The sequence below is a fragment of the Aedoeadaptatus coli genome (assembly GCF_900343085.1).
Taxonomy (GTDB): Bacteria; Bacillota; Clostridia; order Tissierellales; family Peptoniphilaceae; genus Aedoeadaptatus; species Aedoeadaptatus coli.
Genome location: NZ_OPYI01000009.1, coordinates 1 through 24,049, shown reverse-complemented (window position 1 = coordinate 24,049; position 24,049 = coordinate 1). Strand labels below are relative to the sequence as shown.

The window sequence follows — 24,049 nt, the reverse complement described above, 5'->3', positions numbered from 1 at the left end:
GAGTCTCCTATTCCGCTTGGCGAATGCAGTTTCTCACGGCTTCCATAAAGCCGTAGGATGCCTCCGTGGCGCCGGAGACCGTGTCCACATCCGCCGATTGTTTCCGAATGACATTGCTTTCGAGTCGATCGAAGGCGTCTTCCACGACGCCGACATTTTCCTCGTGTTCCACGACGCTGACCCGGTCGATGAAGCCGTCGCGCACCCGCATTTCGACGGAAATATCCCCGACCATGCCCCGTCCCGTGGAGACGTAGCTGCCGTCTTTTAATAAATGTCTGCCTTCCTGCCTTAATTCCACCGGCTCCGATTTATTTTCTTCGGCGACGGGCTCTTCGGCGCTGTAACTGAGGGAGCTGCCGCAGCCGGTGAGCGCAAGGCAAAGGGCCAAACTCATGGCGAGTTTTTTCAATGGAAATGCTCCTTATCTATATGAATCAATCAAATTATCTACTATTTCCATTATAACCGATTTTCTACCATATATGGTGGTCAACAGACGACGAACCACTATTTTTTGTCATTTAAATCCACGACGCTTTGGCGCTTGATGATTTCCACGGGCAGAAGGATCATTTCCTCGCTCTTGTCCGTGTTTTTCTTATCCAGCATTTTGAAAAGCTTGCGAATGGCCACGGCGCCGATGTCGTAATAGGGCTCTTTGACCGTGGTGAGCTTGGGCCGATAGATATCCGACAAGGTGCTTCCGCCGAAGCCCGCGAAGGACATGTCTTCGGGGATCTTCATGCCGTGGTCCCGCATGACGTTCATCAGGTGAACGGCCATGAGATCCTGGCTGCAGAAGAGCACGGAATACTTGCCCTTTCTGAAGTCGTCTTCGTGTTCTTCGAAAAGCTCCAAGGCGTCGGCTTCGGTGAGGCCTTCACAGTAGAGGGTGGAGGGCTTCAGGCCCGCCGCCCGCATGGCGTCGCGGTAGCCGCGAATCTTGTATTTTTCGTTGGTGCGGTCCATGTCTCTTCGCATGGCCACGTAGCCGATGGACTTGTGGCCCATATTGATCAGGTAGTCGGTCATATTGTAGGAGGCGGCCTTGTTGTTAATGGTGACGGTGGGCGCCTCGTCTACATTGTAGAAGCGGTTGATGACCACGCAGGGAATTTTAAATTCGTCCAGCTTGTAGAGGAGCTTTTGATTTAAAATTTCCGAAATAATGATGATCCCTTCCACTTGTTTTTGGCTGAAGAGATTGGCAAATTTGATTTCCACTTCCGGATCGTCGTAGGACGATGAGAGCAGAATGTCGTAATTGTACATGCGGCCGATTTCTTCCACACCGCGCAACACTTGGGAGACGTATTGGTTCCCCACGTCGGAGACGATGACGCCGATGATGTTGCTCTTTTTCGTGACCAGGCTTCGGGCCACTTCGTTGGGCTTGTAATCCAATACGCTGATGGCGTGGAGCACCCGCCGGCGCGCCTCGGGACTCACGGGTTTGGAGTCGTTGATGACGCGGGATACGGTCGAGATGGACACGTCCGCCATTTTTGCTACGTCTTTAATGGTCGATGCCATACTTACCTCCTATTTGTAATCAGTTGAATGGCGCCCGGCACCACTTCGATGGTTTGCGGCAGTCGGGGGCCTTTTTCGCCGTCGATGTCCACGTGCATGGACTTATCCGCCTCGACGGTGATCTTTTTTCCGTGGCGATAGATGAAGTGATCGTGGTCGATGTGTTTTCCCAGGCCGATGGTGCGGAAAAGCTCCAAAAGTTTGGAGATGGTCATCTCTTCGATGACCGCGAGCTCCAGTAGGCCGTCGGTGACGTCGGCTTCCGGGGAGATCTTCGAAAAACCGCCGACGCTGTTGGAATTGGACACCATGACCATCATGGCCTTGGTGTCGATGCTCTCGCCGTCGCAGTCGATATGGACGTCGAAGCCGCTTTTTAAAAAGTCTTTCTCGCGAAACATGCGAAAGCCCTCGGCGTAGTAGGCGAGTCGGCCCACGGCGGACTTGGCCTCGTCGGGCACTTTGTAGCCGATTTCCGAAAATACGCCCACGGCGCAGACATTAATAAAGGCGCTGTCGCCGCAGAGGCCGATGTCCACGGCGCATGTTTCTCCATCCGCGATCATGGCGTAAAAATCGTAGGGATCTTTCGGCATGCCCATGGATTCGGCGAAGTCGTTGACCGTGCCCGCCGGATAAATGGCGAGAGGCGTGGTTCGCTTCGCTTCATACATTCCGGAGACCACTTCGTTCACCGTGCCGTCGCCGCCTACGGAGATGATGCAGTCTTCCCCGTCGTCGGTGGCGGCGAATGCCCGGGCGTCCCCTGCTTTTTGCGTAAAATTAAGTAACACGGACGTTCCCTTTGATGCAAAGGGGGCGATTAGTTTTTTTATAATTTCAATGGCCCCTTCCCGGCCGCTGGAAGGGTTGGCGATAATCTTGATTTTTTCCATTTAAACCTCCGCCTTTATTATACGCTATGGGGAACGATCTCACAAAGAGGAATCTTGCTTTTTCCTTCCCTTTTGTTCGGAAAATTTTCCCGAAGGGCGCGGGAAATAACGTGCTTTTTACCGAGAAACGGGCTTTTTTATCGGAATGGATTCCGTTTTTGCCGCAAATCCCTCGCCATGCAGGAAAAAGAGTTTATTTTTCCCCGCAAAATTCGCGGAACACATCGGCAAGCGTTTCTTTTCTTTCCCGGTCGATGATTTTTTAAGGGACGCTTTTTTACACAGCCTTTATTTTTTTCTAACGCCCTTCATTTATACTTGAGGCGTCGTTTCGGGCAAGAAAAAAGAAGCGGCATAAAACCGCTTCTCTCGTTTTGTCTTACCGCGTGCGCAACACGTCTCTCAATGCTTCCAATACTTCTCGCATAATATAGAAGTAATCCACCACATTGTTGGCGTTGAAGGAGATGGTCTTGGCCGTGTCCGAAATGGAATCGGAAACCACCTCGGCGGTGTTTTTCAGCTTCAGGGACGTTTGATCCACGGTGCGCGCCACATTGTCGACGGTGCCCGTGACATCCCCGACGGTGGAGGCGATCTTTTCCACTTCCGGTTTCACGACTTCCACCATTTCCGTGGCGTCGGTGGTGAGGCGGGAGGCGTTGGATGAGATAATGGTGACATTATCGGTGATCGTCGGGAGCTTTTGCATGGTGTCGTCGATGACGGCTTCGTGGGCCTCCAATTTGGTTTTGACGACCTTCAAAATGCCGGCGACGTTTTTCAGGGTGATCATTAAAAAGACCAGGGCCCCGATTCCCGCAAGGTAGAGTAGAAAGCGCAAGAGGTCGTGCAAATTAATCATGGTGTCCATTGTGACCTCCGTGTTCTACTTGTCTTTTTTTTCGTCTTTGATGACCTTTTTGGATTTCTTTTCTGCGTCTTCTGCCGCTTTGGCGATTTTATCGGCGCTTTCTTCCACTTGTTCTTTCGCTTCTTTCGCTTGTGCTTTGGTTTCTTCGCCGACTTCTTTGGCGGCGGCGCCGACGGCTTTAGCGGATTCTTTCAATTCGCCCTTCACATTGGCACCTTCTTCGCGAACGATTTGGCCGATGGCTTTTGCCTTGGCTTTTGCGATTTCAGCGTCGTCGCGCACTTCGTCGGCCTTGATAGCGGCGCGAAGTTTTAAATCGTCGTAGGTGTCTTGAACGGCTTGTTGGGCTTCGTAGGCGCGAATGGATAATTCATCGGCCGTGTCCAGAGCCATGTCTTTGGCGTTTTCAGCCAATTCTTTCGAGCGATCGGCGATGTCTTCGCGGGTCTTTTTGCCGCTTTGGGGAGCGAGCAAGAGGCCTGCTGCGGCGCCGACGGCGGCACCTAAGGCGAATTTCTTAGCCCGTTCTTCTCGTAAGTAGCGTTCACGTTCTCTTCTCATAAAATCAAAAATCATAGTCAACCTCCAGTTTTTAAGTTAGTATTGTAATGGTACCCATGCAGGGTGTAAAGTATGCAATTTATCGGAAATTTCTCATATAGACGGAAAGGAGACTCCCTTTGCTCATCGACTCCCACAGCCACTCCCGCTTTTCCTTCGACTCCGAAGCGGACTGCGAGGAAAATATTCTCGCCGCCATCCGATCGGGCCTCGGCGGCCTGGCCTTTACCGATCACATCGACCGGGTGGACGGCCCATTGGATTTTTGTTTCGACTTCGACGACTACATCCGCACCCTTCTTCCCTTAAAATCCCGCTACGAGGACCGGTTGCTCGTTTTAATCGGCGCGGAAATGGGATTGAACCTCGCGAAAAATGATTGGATCGAGCCGGCCATGGCGGACGATCGCTTCGATTACTTTATCGGCTCCCTCCACACGGTGGACAACGAGGACGTGGCCTCGACTTTATACACCTACAAGGGGGATCTGAAGCCTTTTTATAAAAACTACTACGACGCCATGGCGGAAGCCGCCGCGAACACGAAGGGCTATCACATTCTCGGCCACATGGATTACTTGGACCGCTACGTGCAGGACAAGGGAGCGATTCCGCCCTTCGCCTTTTACAGGAATCAGGTGGCGGCGGTGCTGGAGCATTTGATTCAAAAGGATTTGGTCCTCGAATACAATACGGCGGGCAAGTACAAGGGACTCTCCTACGGCAATCCCAAGGAAGAAATCCTCCGCCTCTACCGGGATCTCGGGGGCGAGCGGATCTGCCTTTCGTCCGACGGCCATAAATCGGCACACATCGGCCGGGATTTCGAATCGGCGAAAAATCTTCTGATTCATTTGGGCTTTACCTGCGCCACCTATTTCGAAAAGAAGGTGCCGAAGGAAGTGCCCCTGGCGGATTAAGTTTATCTCTTTTTTACAAAAAGGCCACGGCGAGGAAACATTTCTCCGTTATACTGGTTGTGGAAATCAGGAAAGACCGATGGCCTATTTCTAAGTTTTCATTTCTCACTCCCTTTATGAAGGCGGCGCGACGCGTCGCCTTTTTATTTGCCAATATGGACAATAAAATATACAATCTACTTTGAAAACGCTCTACCATTTTAAATCAGAAAAAGGTATACTGGTACTTAACGATTATATGGTTCGAGAAACGGCATTGTCGTTTTTGTAACGGAATAGAGGAGGTTGTATGAGTAGTATCGCGTATCAATTATTGGAAAGCCATTTGCTGGAAGGAACCCTTTCTCCCGGCGAAGAGATTAAATTGAAAATCGATCAAACCCTGACCCAAGACTCCACGGGCACCATGGTGTATTTGCAATTGGAAGCCATGGGCATCGACGACATTCAAACGGAGCTCTCCGTGGCCTACATCGACCACAATATGCTGCAAACGGGCTTTGAAAATCCCGACGATCACGAGTTTATTCAGTCGGCCGCGGCGAAATACGGCCTCGTCTTTTCAAAACCCGGCGGCGGCATTTGCCACCAAGTGCAACTGGAGCAGTTTGCCGCACCGGGCAAGACTTTGGTGGGCAGCGACTCCCACACGCCCACGGCCGGCGGCCTCGGGGCCCTCGCCATCGGTGCCGGGGGATTGGATGTGGCCGTGGCCATGGCCAGCGGCTTCTACTTCCTGAAAGTGCCCAAGGTGTTGAACGTGCGCCTCAGCGGAAAATTAAAGCCCGGCGTCAACGGCAAGGACGTAATCCTGGCCATTTTAGGGAAAAAGACCGTAAAGGGCGGCACGGGCTACATCGTGGAATACTCCGGCGACGGCGTAAAGAATCTTTCCGTCACGGATCGTGCCACCATTTGCAATATGGGGGCGGAACTCGGCGCCACCACTTCCGTCTTCCCCTCCGACGACGTGACCCGGGCCTTTTTGAAGCGCCACGGCCGCGAAGAAGCCTACGTGCCTCTCACCGCGTCGGATGATGCCGTCTACGACGAAGTGCTGGACATCGACCTTTCCGCCATCGAGCCCGCCGTGGCCAAGCCCCACTTGCCCGACCAATACGAAAAGGTGAAGGATCTGGGCAAAGTGAAGGTGGATCAAGTGGCCATCGGCAGCTGCACCAATTCCTCTTACACGGACATGATGAAGGTGGCGCAGATCTTAAAGGGCAAAAAAGTGCACGAAGACGTGAGTTTGGTCATCTCTCCGGGGAGCGCCACCATCTTAAACGCCCTGTCGAAAAACGGCGCACTGGCCATTATGATCGAAGCCGGCGCCCGCATTTTGGAAAGCGCCTGCGGCCCCTGCATCGGCATGGGCCAGGCACCGAAGTCCGGCGCCGTGAGCCTGCGGTCCTTTAACCGAAACTTTAAAGGGCGCAGCGGCACGAAGGATGCGAAGATCTATCTCACCGGCCCGGAAACCTGCGCCGCCTCCGCCATCGCCGGCTACATTACCACGCCGGATTCGGTGGATGCAGTTGAAGAACCGGATCACTACGAGCACGCCACCAATTACCTGATCTATCCCAAGGAAAAAGCCCTTCGCCCGAAAGACGTGAAGATGGGACCGAACATCAAGCCCTTCCCCATGGCACACCCCTTGGAAGACGGTTTTGAAAAGACCATTCTCTTGAAGGCCTCGGACAATGTGACCACCGACGACATCTGCCCCTCCACGGCAAAGCTTCTGCCCTACCGGAGCAATATTCCCGAGCTTTCCAAGCACGCCTTCTCCACTTTGGTGGACGACTTTAAGGCCCGGGCGGAAAAACACGGTGGCGGCATCGTCGTCGGCGGCGACAATTACGGCCAAGGCTCCAGCCGGGAACACGCGGCCCTCTTGCCCCTGTATTTAGGTGTGGAAGCCATCGTGGCGAAAAGCTTCGCCCGCATCCACCGCTCCAATTTAATCAATATGGGCATTCTTCCCCTGGTCTTTAAAGATCCCGCCGATTACGACAAATTAAAAGAGGGCGAGGTCATCTCCATGAAAGACTTAAAAGTCTCCGTGGAAAGCGGCGAATTTATCTTAACCGCCGGCGGCGAGGACATTCCCCTCGTCGGCGACTTCAGCGAACGGGAAAAGGCCATGCTCTTGGAAGGCGGCTATTTAAACTACACGAAAAACAGGAGGGCATAATGAAGACAGTAACCTTAATCCCCGGCGACGGCATCGGCCCGGAAATCGCCGCGGCGGTAAAGCAGGTGTTCGAGGCCCTGAAGGTGCCCGTGGTTTTTGAAGAGGTGAACGCGGGCAAGGCGGTCTTTGAAAAAGAAGGCACCTACCTGCCCGACGCCCTCTTCGAATCCCTCGAGCGAAATAAAATCGCATTAAAGGGCCCCATTACCACCCCCATCGGCCACGGCTTCAGAAGCCTGAATGTGGAGCTTCGGAAGAAATACGATCTCTACCAAAACATTCGCCCCATTAAGCCCGCCGCCGATCTTCCCATGAAGTTCGACGACGTGGACATGGTTCTCTTTCGTGAAAACACGGAAGATCTCTACGCCGGCGTGGAGGAAGTAATCTCCGAAAACGAGGCCCACTCCATTAAAATCATCACCCGGGACAAATCCGAGCGGATCATTCGCGCGGCCTTCGACTTCGCCGCGGCCAACGGACGCCGCTCCGTCACCGTCGTAACAAAGGCTAATATTATGAAGGCCACGGACGGTTTGTTCCTCGACGTGGCTCGGGAGGTGGCCAAGGACTACGACGTGCCCATGAAGGAAATCCTCGTGGACAATATGGCCATGCAGATGGTCATGAATCCCGGCCAGTTTGATGTTATCGTCACGGAAAACCTTTACGGCGACATTCTCTCCGACTTAGGCGCCGGCCTCATCGGCGGTTTGGGCATGATTCCCGGCATGAACAAGGGCAAGGACATTGCCATTTACGAATCCGTCCACGGCTCGGCACCGGACATTCAGGGCAAGGGCATCGCCAATCCCACGGCCATGCTCCTCACATCCTGTTTAATGCTCGACGACATGGGCGAAGGAGCGTCGGCTGAAAAGATTCGCCGCGCCGTTTACGACGTCTTATCCGATCCCGATACCCGCACGGCGGATCTCGGCGGCAAGCTGAGCACCGAAGACTATGTACGGGCTTTAATAGAAAGAGTAGGTGCGTGATGCTCAATCAAAAAATGGACCACCGCCTGGACGAATTGGCGGAAAAGATCACGAAACGGGACACGATCAATCGTGAGCTCTACGCCAAATACGATGTGAAACACGGCCTGCGTGACGCCGACGGCACCGGCGTCCTCGTGGGCATTACCCGCATCGGTTACGTCACGGGCTACGAAAAAGTCGACGGCAAAAAAGTCCCCATGGAAGGGGACCTGCTCTATCGGGGCTACTCCGTGAAGGACATGGTGAAGGATTTTAAAAATACCAATCGCTTCGGCTACGAAGAAGTGGCCTACACCTTGCTATTCGGCAATCTCCCCTCGAAAAAAGATTTGAATTTCTTTAAGGGCCTCCTTCGGGAAGAGCGGAATCTGCCGAGAAATTACTTAGAAGACACGATCCTGAAAGTGCCCGGCCGCGACGTCATGAATAAAATGATGCGCTCCACTTTGTGTCTGTATTCCTACGACGCGGACCCCGACGGCACCTCCACGGCCAATGTGCTCCGCCAAAGCGTGAGCCTTCTCGCCAAGACGCCGCTGATTATGGCCTACAATTACCAGGCCAAGAAACACTACATCGACGGGGACAGCTTGGTCATCCACTACCCGGACAGCGACATGTCCACGGCGGAAATGATTCTGTCTCTGATCCGAAAAAATTCCGACTACACCGACGCCGAGGCCAAAATTTTAGACTTGATGCTCGTGCTTCACGCGGAACACGGGGGCGGGAACAACTCCACCTTCGCCACCCACGTGGTCTCCTCTTCGGGGACGGACACGTACAGCGCCATCGTCACGGCCCTGGGCTCCTTGAAGGGGCCTCGCCACGGGGGCGCCAATCTCATGTGCTCCGCCATGCTCGATGACATCGCATCCAATGTGCGGGACATTCACAATGAAAACGACATCGAAGATTACCTGCGCCGGATTTTAGGCGGCCAGGCCTTCGACGAAAAGGGCCTGATCTACGGGATCGGACACGCCGTCTACACCTTGAGCGACCCGCGGGCCGAGCTCTTGAAGATTCAGGCTAAGGCCCTGGCCGAAGAAAAAGGCTACAGCGATCAATACAATTTCATTCGCCTGGTGGAAGACATCGGCGGCCGCCTTTTGCAGGAGCGAAACGGCACGAGCTATCCCCTCACCGCCAATATCGACTTGTACTCGGGCCTGGTGTATCAAATGCTGGGGATTCCACGGGATCTCTACACGCCCCTTTTCGCCACCGCCCGCATGGCCGGCTGGTGCGCCCACCGTTTGGAACAAGTCCAAGACAAGAAGATCATTCGCCCGGCCTACGTCCACTTAAATTCCAGGAAAAAATACCTGTCCATGGACGACCGCACAAATTGAACGCGTCCCCTCGCAACATCGAGGGGATTTTTTCTTTTCTTAAATAGTCAAATGACGTACAAAACAAATACATGAGCAGTCGAGAATTTTATAGACAAAAAAAGTCACGAGGCATACAATTGTTTTGATAAGACGTATCATTCAACGAAGGAGGTTCTCGTGATTACCATCAACCATCTACATAAAAGTTACGGCACGAAAAACCAGCGGCTCCATGTTTTAAAAGACCTGTCCTTTACCCTGCCCGAAGGCTGCCTGGCTTGCCTCTTGGGGCCCTCGGGCTCGGGCAAGTCCACCCTCCTAACTATTTTAGGCGGCATCGAAACCATGGACGAAGGGGAAATCATCGTCGACAACACGTCCCTCGCCCATTTAAACAAAAAAGAGCTGGAGCTCTACCGCAGAAAAAAGCTGGGCTTCGTCTTTCAATTTTATAATCTCGTCGACAATTTAACGGTGGGCGAAAACATCCGCACCGGGGCCTACCTTTCCGACGATCCCCTTAATGTGGAGGACTTGGCCGCGGATTTAGGCATCGCCGATCAGCTGCGAAAATTTCCCTCGGAGATTTCCGGCGGTCAGGCCCAGCGGGTGTCCATCGGCCGGGCCATGGCGAAAAAGCCCTCTCTTTTAATTTGCGACGAACCCACCGGCGCGCTGGATTACGAAAGCGCCGAGGCGGTGTTGCATTTAATCGAAGCGCTGAACCGAAAATACAAGACCACGGTGATTATCGCCACCCACAACGAGGCCATAGCCTCCATGTGCCACGTGATCTTGCGCCTTCACGACGGCAGCTTAAAATCTTACGAAGAGAATAAACACATACTCTCCGCCGAGGAGGTGCAGTGGTAATGAAAAATCCCCTTCACCGGCGGATTCTGCGCCTGTTTTTAAAAAAGCCCGGCACCTACTTGCCTCTTTTCTTCGTTTCCTTTCTGACCGTGGCCTTCACCTCCTCTTTTTTCATCAGCCAAAATTCCATTAAGCCTCTGTATTACAAGGGCTTAGCGGAAAACAAGGTGGAAGACGGGCAATTTCTCATGGCGGATCACCTGTCCCCCTCGGCGAAGGAATCTATTGAAAAAAGGGATTTGTTTCTCGCGGAAAACTTTTATAAAGAAGTGATCTTTCGCATTCCCGGCGACGGGGATCATCGAGAGAAAATTCTGCGCACCTTCGTCAATCGCGATGCGATCAACACCGCCGCCATTCACACCGGCCGCCTGCCGGAGAAAAAGGGCGAAATCGCCGTGGCTGCCAATTTAGCCAAGGCCAGCGCGCTTCACGTTGGCAATGTGCTAAAAATAAAGGGGGAGGATTACAAAATCACGGGCCTTGTGGCCACCCCGGATTACTCCACAATTTTAAAAAGCCAAGGAGATTTGGCCATGGACACGAAGCATTTTTCCATCGCTTTCGTCACCAAAGAGGCCTTTGATTCCCTGAATGAAAAGACCAACTACCTCTATTCTTACAGAAATCACCGGCGCCTTTCGGAACATGAGGCGCGGGACAAATTCGAAGACATTCTCGCCGACGCACAAACCTCCGGCCCCATTCTCGGCGCCACCACCACCTACGATAATCGTTGCGTGCAATACTTTATCGACGACATGGGCGGCGACGTGCCCATGATGGTGATTACCATGGTGCTTCTCTTTGTTTCTCTGGGATTTATCAGCGCCCTGCAAACCCGCGGCCTCTTGCAGGAAGAAGCCCCGGTGATCGGCACCCTCCTCGCCATGGGCTACGAGACAAAAAGCCTTATGCGTCACTACAGCCTGATTCCCACTTGCCTGATGATTTTGGCCGGTCTTTCGGGAAACGCGCTCGCCTACGTGAAAGGCTACACACTCTACGCCGATCTCTACTACACATCCTATAATCTGCCGCCCTTTGTGCCCGTTTTGTCCCTTCGGGCCTTCGCCCTCACCACCCTCATCCCCTTGGGCATTGTGTGGCTTGTGAATCGCCTGCTTCTGATGCGCTACTTCCGCCTGTCGCCGCTTCGCTTTCTGCGAAGGGAATTTCACCGCAAGAAGCGAAAAAGTGCGCCGACCCTCGAGGGTTTTTCCCTTAAGCGGGCGGCGCAGCTCCGAATCTTGGCGGAAAATCGCCTAAATATCCTCGCCCTCTTCTTCGGCATGTTCATCGGCAATGTGCTTCTGCTCTTTTCCATGGCCCTGGGCCCCATGTTTGACGACTACACGGATTCCATACGAAACGACTTGAAGTACAATTACACCTACATGGTGAAGGCGCCGGATCCCGACATTCACGCCGACAAGGGCCTAAGCCTTTCTGTGGATTACAAAAAGGGCAACGAAAAAAGTGATCTGAATCTGTTGGGCCCGGACAAGAACACGGCCTATAAAAAAGATCTGCCGACAACCATGGGGGCAAAAGACGTGGTGATCTCCACCGGCCTTGCCCACCGGGATAAGTTAAAACCGGGAGATAAAATCGCCGTCAAACTTCCCCAATGGAAAAACTACAAACAATTAAACGTCGTCGCCATTGCCCATGACATTCACTCGATTCAGGCACTGATGCCCATGGCAGCCATGAATGAATTGATCGACAAGGACGAGGAGAATTTCAATCTCTATTGGTCCCAAAAGCCCATCAAAGTAAAAGACGACCGCCTCATCACCACAATCGACCGGGCAAAAACCGGCGCCTACTTAGAGGCCTTTTTGGAAAACTTTGACGGATCCATGCGCTCCATTCGGGTCATGGCCATGATTTTCTACTTCACCTTGGTCTACACCGTAAGCAAATTAATTCTGGATAAATCCCAAAAAGACATTTGTTACCTAAAAATATTCGGCTACAATGACGGGGAAGTGGCGTCAATCTATCTCATGGGCATGGCAGTGGCCATGGCCCTCTTCTACCCTCTGAGCCTGCCTCTATTCGACCGCCTCATGCGCTACCTTTTCACCCTGGCGATTTCAAAGGTCTCCGTCTACATCGATCCCCACTTCGCCCCGAAAAGCTACGCCGCTATTTACGCCTTGGACCTCGCCGTCTTTGCTGCGGCCCAGGCCTTGGGGCGCCGAAAAATCAAGGCCTTGAATATGGTAAAGGAATTGAAAAAAGTAAGCGGCTGATGTGCTCGGCGTACCGGGAAGTTTTAACAAGAAAAAAGAAGGGAAAATCTAAGGATTGTCCCTTCTTCCATTGCTCCAAAGCCCCTGCGGGGGCTTTTTATTGTTTCACTTTTTCAGCCGACGAACGGAAATATTATTCGTCCCAGTCGATGACCTGATAGCCCTCGAGATCCGGCGCCTCTTTCATGGTCGTGCCGAAGGATGCGTCTTCATAGACATAGGCATCGTCGGGGATCTGCGCTTCTTCCTCGTCGCGCCACGCTTCGTAGGCCTTGATCTCATTATCCAGCTTTTTAAATACATACATCAACACGCCCACGTCGTCGGCAAAGCCGATGGCGAATAGAAAATCCGGCAGAATATCCATGGGATTCACCAGATACATGAGCCCTGCCACGATGAGAAAGAGGTTGCGCTTCTTCAGGCCTCGGTAGCGGCCGGTGACGGTGTCTTTTGCAAGCTTCCAGAGGAGCAGGCCCTCTCTTCGCACCTCGGCCATTTTGCCCTCGCCTTTTAAAATGGAAAAGCTTTCCTTGGCGAGCTTTTCCATGCGGTCGGGATCGGAGACGACTTTTTTTGCCCGGGGCAGGTATTTAAAAAGGACCTTGGCCCAATTCATTCCTTACACCAGCTTTCGTCATAGGGATCTTCGCGCCACAGGTTCAGACGGGCTTCTTCTTCTTCGCTTAAATCGCCGCGGGCCACGGCCACTTCCGCCAGTTCCGGGAAGGTGGCGAGGGAGGCGTGTTTAAAGCCCGATGCCGCGAAGTTTTCTTCCGCCGCCTTTAATTCGTAGCTGAAAATGGAAATAATGCCCACCACATCGAGCCCTTCGGCTTCGCAGGCCTTGGCGGCGTCGATGGAGCTGCCCCCTGTGGAGAAGAGATCTTCCACCACCACGACCTTCTCTCCTTCTTTAAAGGCCCCTTCGATTCGCTTGTTCTTGCCGTGATCCTTGGCCTTGGAGCGAATAAAGCCCGAAGGCATATCCAAGATCCAGGAAATGTAGGAGGCGTGGGGGATCCCCGCCGTGGCCGTGCCGAGAACGGCTTCCGCTTCGGGGAATTCGCGCTTCACCAAATCCGCCAGGGCTTCTTCGATGACCTTTCTCGCCTCGGGATAGGAGAGGATCAGGCGATTGTCGCAGTAAATGGGGCTCTTAATCCCCGATGCCCAGGTAAAGGGCGCGTTCGGCGACAAACTCACGGCGCCGATATCCAGTAAATGTTCGCATACGGCTTTCATTGGCTACCTCCTAAAAATTCTTCCTTAATGGCTTTGTATGCCGCCACGGGATCCTTGGCCTGTGTAATGGGCCGGCCCACGACGATGTAGTCGACGCCCATATCCCGGGCGTCGGCCGGGGTGACCACCCGCTTTTGATCCCCGACACTTGCTCCCGCCGGGCGAATCCCCGGGCAGACCAAGGGGAAGGATTGACGAATGTGTTCCCTTAAATACTTTCCTTCCATGGCCGAGGACACGACGCCGTCGGCGCCGCTCTGAAGGGCCAAATGGGCCAAGTGGTACACCGCATCTTCCGCCGAGCGGTTTTCACCTAAGAGGGCTTCTTTTCTGCCTACATCGGAAAAAGACGTGAGCACCGTCACCGCCAGGAGAATGGGCGGGCGCTTCATGTCCTTCACTGCTTCTCTCGCCCGCATAAACATTTCCCGGCCGCCGGAGGCGTGGAGGGTGAGCATGTCGGCCCCGAGGCCCTTCAACGAGCGCACGGCCCCCGCCACGGTGTTGGGAATGTCGTGGAGCTTTAAATCCAAAAAGATCTTATACCCTTTACTCTTCAGCTCCAGCACGAAATCCGGTCCGGCAGCGTAGAACAATTCCATGCCCACTTTCACGAAGGGCTTCCTGGCTTCGCCGTCGAAGCGGGCCAAAAATTCCCGTGCCACATTGGCCGAGGGAAAATCCAAGGCGACGATGACGTCTTTTTCCATAGTCAACTCCTTTATAGTCAATCCGTGCAATTTGTTTTCCAACATAGTATATACCGAAAAAGGGAAAAAAGAAATGAAAGCCCCCGCGGGAGCGGCTTTTCCTTAATCGCCGCCCTTTTCAATCCGAAGGAGGCACAGGGCCAAGGTCATGAGCCCGAGAAGGAGCCCGAAGGCGCCGTAAACGGGCGCGGCGCGGATCACGCCGAGGGACCATAGCCCGGCCAGGCAGTAGGCATACATGGCCGTCCAAAAAACAAAGAGCACCCAATCCTTCTCTCCCCGAAAGGAAAGATTTTTCCTCGCGCCCGCCAGGGTCATGATCAGCTTAATAAATACGCCGCACCAAATAATGATAAAGGCCACACAGCTGAACCACTCGTCGGTCAGGCCGTCAAGAAAGAGGGCTGCGGCGGAGAGGATTCCCACGACGGCCACGGCCGCCGCGCCGATGAGCAGGCTGATGAAAATTTCTTTTATGGCCGAGGAGGGCGCGCGCTTTCGGCGAAGCTCTGTCATGTAGACCAGTGCCGGGGTTTCGAACATGTAGCCGAGAAAATTCACCCACACGACGCTCATAAAGAGATGATGGGTGACGGCCAAATTAATCGGCCTGCCGTCCCAGATCCAGAAGCCGCCGTCCAGGCGAATGGCCGCCACGTCCAGCAAAAGGTCCATGGAGACCACGAGCCAGCCGGCGAAGAGGGCGGTCATGAAGGGGCCGAAGGGAAATTTTTTCGCGATGCGCCGGGCGCAGACGGCGACGCCGCCCCACATAAGGCCGCCGAAAAAGGGAAATTGATAGGGTGCGGGACCGACCTGAATGTAAAAGGCGTGGCTGTAATGGTAGATGTCCGTCAGGCGAACGGCCAAGAGCTCCAAGGCGAAGCCCGCCAAGGCGGCGGCGAGAAACAGGCCCCCTTCTTCCCTGTCTCTCTTGCGCACCATGTCGAAAACAAGCATGGCCGTAATGATGTAGCACATGATCTCAAAGCCGTGGATCCAAACCATGCTTCCCCCTTTCTAAACAGAGAGGAGCCCGAGATGCCGGACTCCTCACAGATTCACAGAAACCAATGCTTCCCTATTTGAATTTTTCGATTTCGTCTACGATGGCGCTCAAGGAATCCACCGTGTAGTCTTCGATGCGGCCCTTGTCGGCGCATTGGGCGAGCTTCGGATCGATGGGCAAAGCGCCCAGGTAGGGAATGCCCTTTTCCTCGGCGATGGCGGCGGTTTTGCTGACGCCGAAAATATCGTAGCGCACGCCGGTGTCCGGGGCGATGAAGTACTGCATGTTTTCCACAATGCCGATGACGGGCAGGCCCATCATCTTCGCCATTTTAATGGCCTTTTCCACGATCATGGACACCAAATCCTGTGGCGAGGTCACGATGACGATGCCGTCCACGGTCATGGTTTGAAAGACGGTGAGGGCCACGTCGCCGGTGCCCGGAGGCATGTCGATAAAGAGGTAATCTTTCTTGCCCCAGTTCACGTCGCTCCAGAAGGTGGTGAGCATATTGCCCACAACCGGAGCCCGCCACAAGACGGGGTCCGTGGGGCTTTCCAGAATGGAATTGACGCTCATAATGTCGATGCCCGTGGAGGTCCTCAAGGGGCGAATGCCCTTTTCCGTTTGAAAGACCGTGCCGTCGGTGCCGAAAATTTTCGGAACGGAGGGGCCCAAGATGTCCGCGTCCAAGACGCCGACTTCTTTGTTTCTGCGCTTCATTTCCGATGCCAAGAGGCCGGTGACCATGGATTTACCCACGCCGCCCTTGCCGCTTAAGACGGCGATGGTTTTTCCGATGGAGGAATGTGCGTTCAGCGGTTTTTTCAGTGATTGTTTCTTTTCCATGGGCTACACTAATTTCGACATGACGGAGTTGACTTTTTGATCCAAGCTGGCCTTTTTGTCTCTGCGGTCGTCGATTTTGACCACGGAGTAGACCCGGTCGGCCCCGGCTTCAAAGACGGCTTCCTGCATTTTCCGCACGCAGGCGAAGAGCTCGTCGATGTCCCCCTCCAGGACGGTGCCCATGGGGTTTAAGCGGATTTCCACTTTGTCGTTGTCTTTTACCGCATCGTAGGCCGCCGCAACAAAGGGGCTGCACGATGTCTTTTGGGTTCCGATGGGAACGAGGGTTAATTCTACTACTGCCATAATGACCTCCTGAAATAATTTTCGGCAATGGCGCAAAAAGTGCTCACGCCGTAAACCATGCTGTCTTCGTTAAATACTGCGTGTTGATTGTGGAGGGGATACGCTTCCCCGGAATCAGGCCTCGTGCCCGACATCATCATCGCCGCGGGCAATTCCCTCGCAATGTAGGAGAAGTCTTCCGACGCCTGCACGGGCTCGGCTTCTCTTACGGGAATGCCCGCCGCCTCTGCCGCTTCTTTTGCCAAAGCCGCCAGGTCGGGGTCGTTGTTTACGATGTAGGCTTGGGAGAGAAATTCCACTTCCGCCGCGCCCCGATAGGTTTCGGCTATACCTTTCACTACTTCCGCTAAGCGCTTTTTCACATAGGCGTGGGTGTCTTCGCTGAAGCTGCGCAAGGTGCCTTCGATGATGGCCACATCGGGAATGCTGTTGGGCGCATCCCCGGCCTCGAAGTGGCCCGTGGTAATGACCGCCGAGCGATCGAAGGCCACTTCTCTCGCCACGATCTCCGGCAGAGCCGTGACGATGGCGGCGCCGATGTAGGTGGCGTCCACGCCGAGTTGGGGCATGGCGCCGTGAGCGCTCTTTCCCCTGACGGTGATGCGGAAATTGTTGTTCGTCGTCGTCATAATGCCCGGCTTAATGTAGAGAGCCGGCGCGTCCATGGTGTTGACGTGAATCATAAAGGCCGCTTCCGGCGCGGGATTTTCCAAGAGGCCGACGTCGATTAGAGCCTTGGCCCCGGCGAGAATTTCCTCCGCCGGTTGAAAGACCAATTTCACCGTGCCCTTCAGTTCGCTTTCGCGGGCCTTTAAAAGCTTCGCCGCCCCGAGGAGCATGGCCGTGTGCATGTCGTGGCCGCACATGTGCATGTTTTCCTCGGATTGAAAGTCCACGCCGCTTGCTTCCTTGCCGGGAATGGCGTCCATGTCCGCCCGAAAGAGGATCACGGGCTCGCCCCGGCCCACGGTGGCGACGACGCCCACCTCCGCCAAGCGATAAGGCGCGTAGCCGAAGGATGTCAGCTTCTCTTCCACAAAGGCCGCCGTGTTTTCCACACAAAATCCCACCTCCGCATGGGCGTGAATGTGCCTGCGCCAGGCGACGATGTCTTTTTCAATGGCCTTTGCCTGTTCTAACCAATTCAAAGCATGAATCGCTTCCTTCCCTAACTTTTCAAAAATCGAATGATGTCCCAAATGACGATCTCGCTTGCACTTTCGTGGAGCAGGTCGTGTTTCATGTGAGGATAAATTTTGTTTTCGTAATCTTCATACCCTAATTTGTAGAAAGTTTTCGCCGTATCCGCCAATCCTTTGGCGCCGCCGGTGAGGGGATCTTCCGTGCCGTTTAGGGCCAGCACTTTCAGATCGGGATTTTTCACGGCGTAGCGGCCGTAATCTTTTAATCGGGAGGCGCTGTCCCAAATGGCCATGGCGCCGCCGTTTAAATAGTAATTCACCAATTTGTCGTCGCCTCTGAAGGCCTGCAAAAAGTCGGGATTGTTGCTGATGGTGTCCAGGGCCGCCTTGGTCTTTGAATCCATCATGCGGATCAGGGCGCCGCGGCGCTTGGGGCTGGTGTAGAAGCTTTCCACATTGCCGAAAAACAGGCCCACGCCGGCTTGTGGCGGGTAGCACACAAGGCCCGTTAAGATCAATTTGTCGATGGCATCGTCGTGGGCCATGATGTAGTTCCGCGCGATGAGGGAGCCGAAGGAGTGGCCGAACATGGCCAGGGGAAGGCCCGGGTAGCGATTTTTAAAAAACAGAGTGAGGGCGTATTGATCCGCCACGATGTCGTCGATGGATGAGATATAGGCCCGGGGGTGATCCGCCGAGACGGAATCGCCGTGGCCCCGATTGTCGGATAGGAGCACGGTAAAGCCCGCCCGCGCCAGGCGGTAGGCGAAGGCTTTGTAATAGCCGGAGTGCTCCTGAGCTCCGTGGACGATTTGCACGAGGCCCACGGGATTCTCGGCTTCGATAATGGTAAAGGCCAATGGCAGACCGTCCACGGGAGATTTGTACACGCCGGTGATGATGCCGTCTTCGTGATCGTAAAGGGCCAGGCGATGAATGGGCCCCGAGGCTTCCCACCGGGCCAGTTTGCGGGCAGTATTCTTCTCCCGAGCTTTGGCCGAAAGCTGGGGCACGATGGAGGCGCCCAAAAGAAGGCCTGCTGCCGCCGGCCAAGGGCTGCGTTTTTTCATGGAATCCTCCTTTATCTCTTACAGATCTTCCGTGGTAAAAAATGCGCTGACGGCGTCGTAGAAATCCGACACGTCGTCCACGTGCACCACTTCGTGGATGCCGTGCATGGCCCAGGTGGCGATGCCGATGTCGATGGCTTCCATGTCCACGTGGCGCAGGCTCAAGGGCCCGATGGTGGAGCCGCCCCGTTGGCCGTGGGGATTGGCGAAGGTCTGCACCTCGAGGCCCGCCCGCTTCATCATGCGCTTAAATCTGGCGCTGCTGTGGCCTTGGGTGGCGTAGCTTCTGCTGGCGGAAAGCTTCACCGTGACGCCGCCGCCTAATACAGGCGATGCGGAAGGATTGGCCTTGTCCCGATAGTTCGGATGATCTCCGTGGGCCATGTCGCAGGAGAGGAGGAAGCTTCTCGCCAGGGCGCGGAAGTAGGCCTCGTCGCCTAAATCGCCGACGATGCGGCGAAGCACATTGGGAAGGAAGCTGCTGTCGCCGCCGCTTTGGGTGAGGCTGCCGATTTCTTCCTGATCGGCCAAATAAACCACTTGGGTGAGGTTCTCGTTCACGTCGCCGGATAGAGCCATAAAGGCCGGGTAGGCCGTGGCTAAATTATCCAGCCGCGGCGAGGAAAGCCACTTTTTGTCGGCGCCCACGAGGGTGCTGTCCCCCCAGGGATAAAAGTATAAATCATAATCCAGCACATCTTCTTCATTCACATCGGCAAGGACCGCCAAATCCTTTAAGAAGCCGCCGTCGTCCCAGGATTTTGCGCCGAGGGGCACCAAATCCTTCCCCGCCTTAAAGATGTGGCCGTTGTTCACGTCCTTGTGCAGGTGGGGCGCCAGATGGGGAATGGTGGCCACGGGCTCGCGGAAATCCACGGGAATGCTCTTGACGCCCGCCTCCCTATCCACGATGACACGGCCCGCTAAAGACAGGGGGCGGTCGAACCAGTCGGCGTTAATGATGGCGCCGTAAGGTTCCACGTCCATTCGTACGCAGTCCTTTTCGCCGCGCACGCCGCCGGGCAAGAGGCGCAGGGCCGGGCTGTCCGTGTGGCTGATCACCGTGCGAAAGGCCATGGTCTCGGGATCTCTCTTTCCCATGGAAAAGAGGAGAATCGCTCCGTCTTCGTTCACCACGTAATACTTGCCGCCTTCTTTTAAATCCCAGGCGTCTTCGCGGTCGAGGCGCACAAAGCCCGCCGCCGCCATTTGTATATGCTCCACCACTTGGTAGGAAGTGGGGCTTAAATCCACGAAAGACTGTAAATCCTTACTATTCATAACTGCTCCTTTCAGTACAATTCACTCCTATTAGTATAACAGAATTCATTTCATCCCTTGTATCTTTCTTCTTCTCCGGGGTATATACTTATTAGAAAAGGAGGCATGTATTTTATGGATTCCGCTGGGCAGATCCTGCCCGAATTACTTCTCATTATCCTACTCACGGCGGCTAACGCTTTTTTCACCGCCACGGAAATCGCCCTGGTCTCCGCCAATCGGGAGCGCATAAGCAATTTGGCGGAAGAAGGCGACAAGCGGGCGCAAAAGGTTTTGGCCCTTACGAAAAATCAATCCCGCTTCCTCTCCACGGTGCAAACGGGAACGACATTGGCGAGCTTTTTCGCCGCGGCACTTGGCGCCAAGGCCTTTGTGCCTCTTCTTTCCGCGCTCTTTTTATCCGCCGAGATTTCTTTTTCCGACACCTTGGCCTTTGTTCTCGTGATCTTTCTTCTCTCCTACATCAGCCTGGTCTTCGGCGTCTTGGTGCCCAAGCGCATCGCCCTGCAAAAGGCCGAGCAAACGGCCCTGAAAAACGCCGGGGCCGCCACGGTATTTTCCAAACTCATGGCGCCTTTTGTGAAGCTCATCGCCTTTACCACCACCCTGATCTTAAAGGCCTCGGGCAATTACTCCAAGGATGTGGAGAAAAATATCAGCGAAGAGGAAATAAAATCCTACCTGCGCGTCGGCCAACAACACGGGGTCATTAACGAATCCGGCGAAGTCATGATGGTGAACATTATGGACTTCGACGACAAACTGGCCTACGAGATCATGACGCCACGCACGGCCCTCTATATGCTGGACTACGACGAATTCGACACGGGAAAAATCCGGGAAATGCTCGAGTCCGGTTACAGCCGCGTGCCCGTCTATCGGGACAGCCCCGACCACATCGTGGGCACCATCTACATTAAAGACCTCTTCGTGGAATACGCCAAGCGCAGCTACCGCTCCATCGACATCGAGTCGGTGATGAAAAAGCCCTACTTCGTTCCCGAAACAAAAAACATCGACCGCCTCTTGCAGGAGCTGCAGTCCACGAAAAATTATCTGGCCATATTAATCGACGAATACGGCGGCTTGTCGGGCATGGTCACCATCGAAGACATCGTGGAAGAGATCGTCGGCGAAATCGAAGACGAATACGACCACGATTTGAAGCAGATTTTAAAAATTAACGACTACACCTATGTGGCCGACGGCATGGCGGAATTGGATACGATTAACGAGCAGCTGGATCTTGAGCTGGAAAGCGAAAACCACGAAACCATCTCCGGCCTTACCATCGAGCTTTTGGGCTTTATTCCGGAAGCCGGGGACACGAAGAAACACAAGGTCCTCTACGGCAATTCCGTGAAGCTTACCACTTTGGGCGTGACGGACAAGCGCATCGCCCGGGTGGAAATACAACTCTTGGATCGAAAGGCGGAGAAAACTGAGGAGAAATAAAAGGAGGCCTGCATGAAGAAAAAAGCATTTGCGGCGCTGATTTTATCGGTCCTTCTCTTCCTGCCCCGAGCGGGTTTCGCCGAAGAAGAGCCGAAAAAGGACCCGAGCCCCGCGGAAAAAATTCAGACGCTCTGCGAAGCGGGCCTTATCGTCGGCGACGAAAAAGGCGATCTCGCCTTGGCCCGCCCCATTACCCGCGCCGAATTTTCCAAGGTCCTGGCCTGCGCTTTAAATCTTCAAGAGCAGGCGGCGTCCCTTGAAAAAGAAGCCTCGCCCTTTAAAGACGTGGCCGAGACCCACTGGGCCAAGGGCTACATCCACGCCCTCACCTTCGCCCAAGGAGAGCGACCCCTGCCCGTAATTCAAGGCTACCGAGACGGCAGCTTCCTGCCGGATAAGCCCGTAAGCGGCGCCGAAGCGTCGAAAATCGCCGTGATCCTCGCCGATAAATCCCTTACCGCCGAGGAAGCCGCCAACTTCGGCTGGCCGGACAGCTGGATCTACCGGGCCATGGCCTTTTCCCTTCCCGTGGCCGACGGCCCTTACAACGCCCCCGCCACCCGCGAAGCCGTGTTTCTCACCCTTTACGACATTCTCTACACCCGGCCCGATTACGATACGGAAATCGGCCGCTTCCTCTACTTAACCGACGGGTTCAATCGCCGCCGCACCTTCGATCACGGGGCCTTTCAACAGGCTTTCTTAAACCGCCTCAACGAGGCCCGCAGGAAAAATCATCTGCGGCCCTTGGTTCTCGACAAGAGCCTGGAGGCCGGCGCCTACGCCCGGGCCAAGGAGCTCGCCCTTTACGGCAATATGCGAATCGACGGCGAGCGCCACGTGCGGCCGGACAAGCGGCCTTACTACACGGCCTACGATTATTTGAGCCATAAAAAGCCCGCCTACTTCATCGGGGAAAACCTCATTCAATATCCCCTGCCGAAGACGGGCGCCGGCGGGGGCGCCGTCCTTCTTACGGATCCCGAAGTCCTAGCCGAGGAATGTTTCAAGGCCTGGGAGAAGAGCCCCGGCCATCGGGACAATATGCTCTCCCCCATGTACAGAAAGATGAACATTCAGGTCTACACCGGCCCCACCATTCGAGACGAAGACGATGCGGGCGCAGGCATCCTCGTCGGCGCCCTGGGACTGAGCCGCGGCAATTGATCGAAAGATTTTCGCGGCAAAATGACGGGAATAAATTTTGAAAAACGAACGAAAAAACCGATGCGTGAACGCAATTTCCGTTGCTCTTCCCGTAAAAAATATTGTATAATAGATAAGAGATATCACTCCCTATAATGAGGGACGCGGCATTTACAAGGAGGCTGTTATGAATAGTGTCGTTCTTTTGACGGGCTTTATCGCTGTCATCATTGTCATCTTCCTTATCGTCCTTCTCCTTCGCCGCCTCTAGGTAAATAAGGGAGATCGAAAAGAGCGGAGGGATAATTCTCGAAACTGTTCGACTCAATACAATTACTTATTTCATCTAAGGAGGAACAAGCATGTTACAAGGTCTCGGTTTGCTCGTGGTCATCGGCCAATTCGCCTTTGCCATCGCTCTTTTCGTTCTCATCGTCCTCTTGATTCGCCGCCTCTTGGCCGACGAACGGGACCGAAAAGAGCGCATCGAAAAAGAACATAGAGAAGACAAGTAATTTGCGAACAAACGCCTTTCGGGGCGTTTTTTCTTGCAAAAATTTCCACAAAAAAAATCGAGCAAGCTCAAGCTTACCCGATTTCTTTGAACGCGATAAAGGCTTAGTGGCCTTCGTTGTAATAGTCGTTGCGCTTCATGTCTTGGAACACCACGTGGACGTGTTCCCGGGGCGTGTCCGCCAATTCGTGAATCGTGTCCGTGATTTCCTTGGCGATCTTTGCCTTCACTTCGTCGGAACGACCTTCGATTAATTCGACGTGAACGATGGGCATGTGCTACCTCCTTTGTCCTCTGCAATCTGTCTTTAATTATTATAAAACTGCATGATCCGCCCTTCAAGTCGGGCAAATACATTTTTCCTCCACAACACATCGATCAAGTTGCCGGCAAGTTAATTTTTTCATGTGATTTTATCACAACCGCTTAATTCCAACACTTCCTGAACTTCGATCATTAATGTTTCTCAAAAAAGCAAGTTGCCGGCAAGTTAAACTTAACAGACAATACTACTTTTTTATCTTCTCAAATAAAAAAGTGCACCCGTAGGTGCACCCAGAGTGATGACAAAGGGAGGGAGAATCATCCGATTCACCCTTCCTTTTTTTGTGTCATCAAACAGCATTCGCCTCAATTATAGTAAAATAGAGAAAAAAGGAGGCCGCCATGCTACACAAAGAAGACAAGAAAAAAGTAGAACAAATTCAAATGATTGCTCTGGACCAACTCGTGCCGGCAGATCATCTTTTGCGAAAAATTGACCGTTACGTGGACTTCGACTTCATCTATGACCTGGTGGAAGACCTTTACTGTCTAGACAACGGCCGACCCAGCATCGACCCCGTGGTTCTCATTAAACTCGT

General features: G+C 53.9%; 25 protein-coding genes. 10 read left to right on the top strand and 15 right to left on the bottom strand.

The genetic code is table 11. From position 1 onward, the window contains the following. Positions 1 to 7 precede the first annotated feature (7 nt). From DG046_RS05925 to DG046_RS05900, 5 genes are all read right to left on the bottom strand, one after another. Positions 8 to 412, bottom strand: coding sequence for an FMN-binding protein (locus tag DG046_RS05925; protein WP_108831585.1), 405 nt, complete (start codon positions 410 to 412; stop codon positions 8 to 10). Between the two features lie 98 nt (positions 413 to 510). Continuing rightward, positions 511 to 1,536, bottom strand: coding sequence for a LacI family DNA-binding transcriptional regulator (locus tag DG046_RS05920; RefSeq protein ID WP_108831584.1), 1,026 nt, complete (start codon positions 1,534 to 1,536; stop codon positions 511 to 513). A gap of 2 nt (positions 1,537 to 1,538) precedes the next feature. Continuing rightward, positions 1,539 to 2,432: a diacylglycerol/lipid kinase family protein gene (locus DG046_RS05915; protein ID WP_108831583.1), complete on the bottom strand. Its 894-nt coding sequence runs from the start codon at positions 2,430 to 2,432 to the stop codon at positions 1,539 to 1,541. Between the two features lie 379 nt (positions 2,433 to 2,811). Continuing rightward, positions 2,812 to 3,306 (bottom strand): hypothetical protein, encoded by a 495-nt coding sequence (locus DG046_RS05905; protein ID WP_108831581.1) that lies wholly within the window; start codon positions 3,304 to 3,306, stop codon positions 2,812 to 2,814. Between the two features lie 15 nt (positions 3,307 to 3,321). Continuing rightward, a complete protein-coding gene (locus DG046_RS05900) occupies positions 3,322 to 3,882 on the bottom strand; it encodes a YtxH domain-containing protein (protein WP_108831580.1) in 561 nt (186 codons plus the stop codon). Positions 3,883 to 3,986: 104 nt separating this feature from the next. Between DG046_RS05900 and DG046_RS05895 the strand changes: the two genes are divergently transcribed. The 6 genes from DG046_RS05895 (at position 3,987) to DG046_RS05870 (ending at position 12,459) form a co-directional block, all read left to right on the top strand. Next, positions 3,987 to 4,787, top strand: a complete 801-nt coding sequence (locus DG046_RS05895; protein ID WP_108831579.1) for a histidinol-phosphatase HisJ family protein — start codon at positions 3,987 to 3,989, stop codon at positions 4,785 to 4,787. Positions 4,788 to 5,076: 289 nt separating this feature from the next. After that, the gene (locus DG046_RS05890; RefSeq protein ID WP_108831578.1) at positions 5,077 to 6,987 is read left to right on the top strand and encodes an aconitate hydratase; all 1,911 of its coding nucleotides are present in this window, start codon (positions 5,077 to 5,079) and stop codon (positions 6,985 to 6,987) included. Next, a complete protein-coding gene (locus tag DG046_RS05885) occupies positions 6,987 to 7,985 on the top strand; it encodes an isocitrate/isopropylmalate dehydrogenase family protein (RefSeq protein WP_108831577.1) in 999 nt (332 codons plus the stop codon). The genes DG046_RS05890 and DG046_RS05885 overlap by 1 nt, the downstream gene beginning before the upstream one ends. Then, a complete protein-coding gene (locus DG046_RS05880; protein WP_108831576.1) occupies positions 7,985 to 9,343 on the top strand; it encodes a citrate synthase in 1,359 nt (452 codons plus the stop codon). Before DG046_RS05885 ends, DG046_RS05880 begins: the two co-directional genes overlap by 1 nt. 159 nt (positions 9,344 to 9,502) lie before the next feature. Next, the gene (locus DG046_RS05875) at positions 9,503 to 10,198 is read left to right on the top strand and encodes an ABC transporter ATP-binding protein (protein WP_108831575.1); all 696 of its coding nucleotides are present in this window, start codon (positions 9,503 to 9,505) and stop codon (positions 10,196 to 10,198) included. Then, positions 10,198 to 12,459, top strand: coding sequence for an FtsX-like permease family protein (locus DG046_RS05870; protein ID WP_108831574.1), 2,262 nt, complete (start codon positions 10,198 to 10,200; stop codon positions 12,457 to 12,459). The genes DG046_RS05875 and DG046_RS05870 overlap by 1 nt, the downstream gene beginning before the upstream one ends. Positions 12,460 to 12,592: 133 nt before the next feature. Here DG046_RS05870 and DG046_RS05865 read toward each other — a convergent pair whose 3' ends face one another. The 9 genes from DG046_RS05865 to DG046_RS05825 all read right to left on the bottom strand — a co-directional run bounded on the left by DG046_RS05865 (position 12,593) and on the right by DG046_RS05825 (position 20,071). Further along, a complete protein-coding gene (locus DG046_RS05865; RefSeq protein ID WP_234411468.1) occupies positions 12,593 to 13,078 on the bottom strand; it encodes a YkvA family protein in 486 nt (161 codons plus the stop codon). Beyond that, positions 13,075 to 13,704 carry an orotate phosphoribosyltransferase gene (gene pyrE, locus DG046_RS05860; protein ID WP_108831573.1) on the bottom strand — a complete coding sequence of 210 codons (630 nt, stop codon included), beginning with the start codon at positions 13,702 to 13,704 and terminating at the stop codon, positions 13,075 to 13,077. The genes DG046_RS05865 and pyrE overlap by 4 nt, the downstream gene beginning before the upstream one ends. Then, positions 13,701 to 14,414 (bottom strand): orotidine-5'-phosphate decarboxylase, encoded by a 714-nt coding sequence (gene pyrF, locus DG046_RS05855; RefSeq protein WP_108831572.1) that lies wholly within the window; start codon positions 14,412 to 14,414, stop codon positions 13,701 to 13,703. The genes pyrE and pyrF overlap by 4 nt, the downstream gene beginning before the upstream one ends. Before the next feature lie 102 nt (positions 14,415 to 14,516). Further along, the gene (locus DG046_RS05850; RefSeq protein WP_108831571.1) at positions 14,517 to 15,422 is read right to left on the bottom strand and encodes a DUF422 domain-containing protein; all 906 of its coding nucleotides are present in this window, start codon (positions 15,420 to 15,422) and stop codon (positions 14,517 to 14,519) included. Positions 15,423 to 15,495: 73 nt separating this feature from the next. Beyond that, positions 15,496 to 16,272 (bottom strand): Mrp/NBP35 family ATP-binding protein, encoded by a 777-nt coding sequence (locus tag DG046_RS05845; RefSeq protein ID WP_108831570.1) that lies wholly within the window; start codon positions 16,270 to 16,272, stop codon positions 15,496 to 15,498. A gap of 3 nt (positions 16,273 to 16,275) precedes the next feature. Continuing rightward, positions 16,276 to 16,578: an MTH1187 family thiamine-binding protein gene (locus DG046_RS05840; protein ID WP_108831569.1), complete on the bottom strand. Its 303-nt coding sequence runs from the start codon at positions 16,576 to 16,578 to the stop codon at positions 16,276 to 16,278. Beyond that, positions 16,569 to 17,726 (bottom strand): M20 metallopeptidase family protein, encoded by a 1,158-nt coding sequence (locus DG046_RS05835; protein ID WP_159082075.1) that lies wholly within the window; start codon positions 17,724 to 17,726, stop codon positions 16,569 to 16,571. Before DG046_RS05835 ends, DG046_RS05840 begins: the two co-directional genes overlap by 10 nt. 20 nt (positions 17,727 to 17,746) lie before the next feature. Continuing rightward, on the bottom strand, positions 17,747 to 18,790 hold the full coding sequence (locus DG046_RS05830; protein ID WP_108831567.1) for an alpha/beta fold hydrolase: 1,044 nt from the start codon (positions 18,788 to 18,790) through the stop codon (positions 17,747 to 17,749). Positions 18,791 to 18,808: 18 nt separating this feature from the next. Then, complete coding sequence (locus DG046_RS05825; RefSeq protein WP_108831566.1) at positions 18,809 to 20,071, bottom strand: M18 family aminopeptidase; 1,263 nt, start codon at positions 20,069 to 20,071, stop codon at positions 18,809 to 18,811. 114 nt (positions 20,072 to 20,185) lie between these two features. On the opposite strand from DG046_RS05825, the gene DG046_RS05820 reads away from it, so the two are divergent. The 3 genes from DG046_RS05820 to DG046_RS09660 all read left to right on the top strand — a co-directional run bounded on the left by DG046_RS05820 (position 20,186) and on the right by DG046_RS09660 (position 23,187). After that, positions 20,186 to 21,526, top strand: coding sequence for a hemolysin family protein (locus tag DG046_RS05820; RefSeq protein WP_108831565.1), 1,341 nt, complete (start codon positions 20,186 to 20,188; stop codon positions 21,524 to 21,526). Between the two features lie 12 nt (positions 21,527 to 21,538). Then, positions 21,539 to 22,693, top strand: a complete 1,155-nt coding sequence (locus DG046_RS05815; RefSeq protein WP_108831564.1) for a CAP and S-layer homology domain-containing protein — start codon at positions 21,539 to 21,541, stop codon at positions 22,691 to 22,693. A gap of 341 nt (positions 22,694 to 23,034) precedes the next feature. After that, positions 23,035 to 23,187, top strand: a complete 153-nt coding sequence (locus DG046_RS09660; protein ID WP_159082074.1) for a hypothetical protein — start codon at positions 23,035 to 23,037, stop codon at positions 23,185 to 23,187. 103 nt (positions 23,188 to 23,290) lie between these two features. On the opposite strand, the gene DG046_RS05810 is transcribed toward DG046_RS09660, so the two are convergent. Continuing rightward, positions 23,291 to 23,461 carry a 2-hydroxymuconate tautomerase gene (locus DG046_RS05810; RefSeq protein WP_108831563.1) on the bottom strand — a complete coding sequence of 57 codons (171 nt, stop codon included), beginning with the start codon at positions 23,459 to 23,461 and terminating at the stop codon, positions 23,291 to 23,293. Between the two features lie 391 nt (positions 23,462 to 23,852). Between DG046_RS05810 and DG046_RS05805 the strand changes: the two genes are divergently transcribed. Then, on the top strand, positions 23,853 to 24,049 hold a 197-nt coding region (locus DG046_RS05805), incomplete at its 3' end, for a transposase (protein WP_470207167.1).

Coding starts and splice junctions, on each gene's coding strand:
- pyrE (WP_108831573.1), bottom strand. CDS start 13,704: ATGAAAGCCGTATGCGAACATTTACTGGATATCGGCGCCGTGAGTTTG.
- DG046_RS09660 (WP_159082074.1), top strand. CDS start 23,035: ATGTTACAAGGTCTCGGTTTGCTCGTGGTCATCGGCCAATTCGCCTTT.
- pyrF (WP_108831572.1), bottom strand. CDS start 14,414: ATGGAAAAAGACGTCATCGTCGCCTTGGATTTTCCCTCGGCCAATGTG.
- DG046_RS05915 (WP_108831583.1), bottom strand. CDS start 2,432: ATGGAAAAAATCAAGATTATCGCCAACCCTTCCAGCGGCCGGGAAGGG.
- DG046_RS05830 (WP_108831567.1), bottom strand. CDS start 18,790: ATGAAAAAACGCAGCCCTTGGCCGGCGGCAGCAGGCCTTCTTTTGGGC.
- DG046_RS05845 (WP_108831570.1), bottom strand. CDS start 16,272: ATGGAAAAGAAACAATCACTGAAAAAACCGCTGAACGCACATTCCTCC.
- DG046_RS05905 (WP_108831581.1), bottom strand. CDS start 3,306: ATGGACACCATGATTAATTTGCACGACCTCTTGCGCTTTCTACTCTAC.
- DG046_RS05900 (WP_108831580.1), bottom strand. CDS start 3,882: ATGATTTTTGATTTTATGAGAAGAGAACGTGAACGCTACTTACGAGAA.
- DG046_RS05920 (WP_108831584.1), bottom strand. CDS start 1,536: ATGGCATCGACCATTAAAGACGTAGCAAAAATGGCGGACGTGTCCATC.
- DG046_RS05870 (WP_108831574.1), top strand. CDS start 10,198: ATGAAAAATCCCCTTCACCGGCGGATTCTGCGCCTGTTTTTAAAAAAG.
- DG046_RS05890 (WP_108831578.1), top strand. CDS start 5,077: ATGAGTAGTATCGCGTATCAATTATTGGAAAGCCATTTGCTGGAAGGA.
- DG046_RS05850 (WP_108831571.1), bottom strand. CDS start 15,422: ATGGTTTGGATCCACGGCTTTGAGATCATGTGCTACATCATTACGGCC.
- DG046_RS05880 (WP_108831576.1), top strand. CDS start 7,985: ATGCTCAATCAAAAAATGGACCACCGCCTGGACGAATTGGCGGAAAAG.
- DG046_RS05815 (WP_108831564.1), top strand. CDS start 21,539: ATGAAGAAAAAAGCATTTGCGGCGCTGATTTTATCGGTCCTTCTCTTC.
- DG046_RS05825 (WP_108831566.1), bottom strand. CDS start 20,071: ATGAATAGTAAGGATTTACAGTCTTTCGTGGATTTAAGCCCCACTTCC.
- DG046_RS05820 (WP_108831565.1), top strand. CDS start 20,186: ATGGATTCCGCTGGGCAGATCCTGCCCGAATTACTTCTCATTATCCTA.
- DG046_RS05865 (WP_234411468.1), bottom strand. CDS start 13,078: ATGAATTGGGCCAAGGTCCTTTTTAAATACCTGCCCCGGGCAAAAAAA.
- DG046_RS05840 (WP_108831569.1), bottom strand. CDS start 16,578: ATGGCAGTAGTAGAATTAACCCTCGTTCCCATCGGAACCCAAAAGACA.
- DG046_RS05885 (WP_108831577.1), top strand. CDS start 6,987: ATGAAGACAGTAACCTTAATCCCCGGCGACGGCATCGGCCCGGAAATC.
- DG046_RS05810 (WP_108831563.1), bottom strand. CDS start 23,461: ATGCCCATCGTTCACGTCGAATTAATCGAAGGTCGTTCCGACGAAGTG.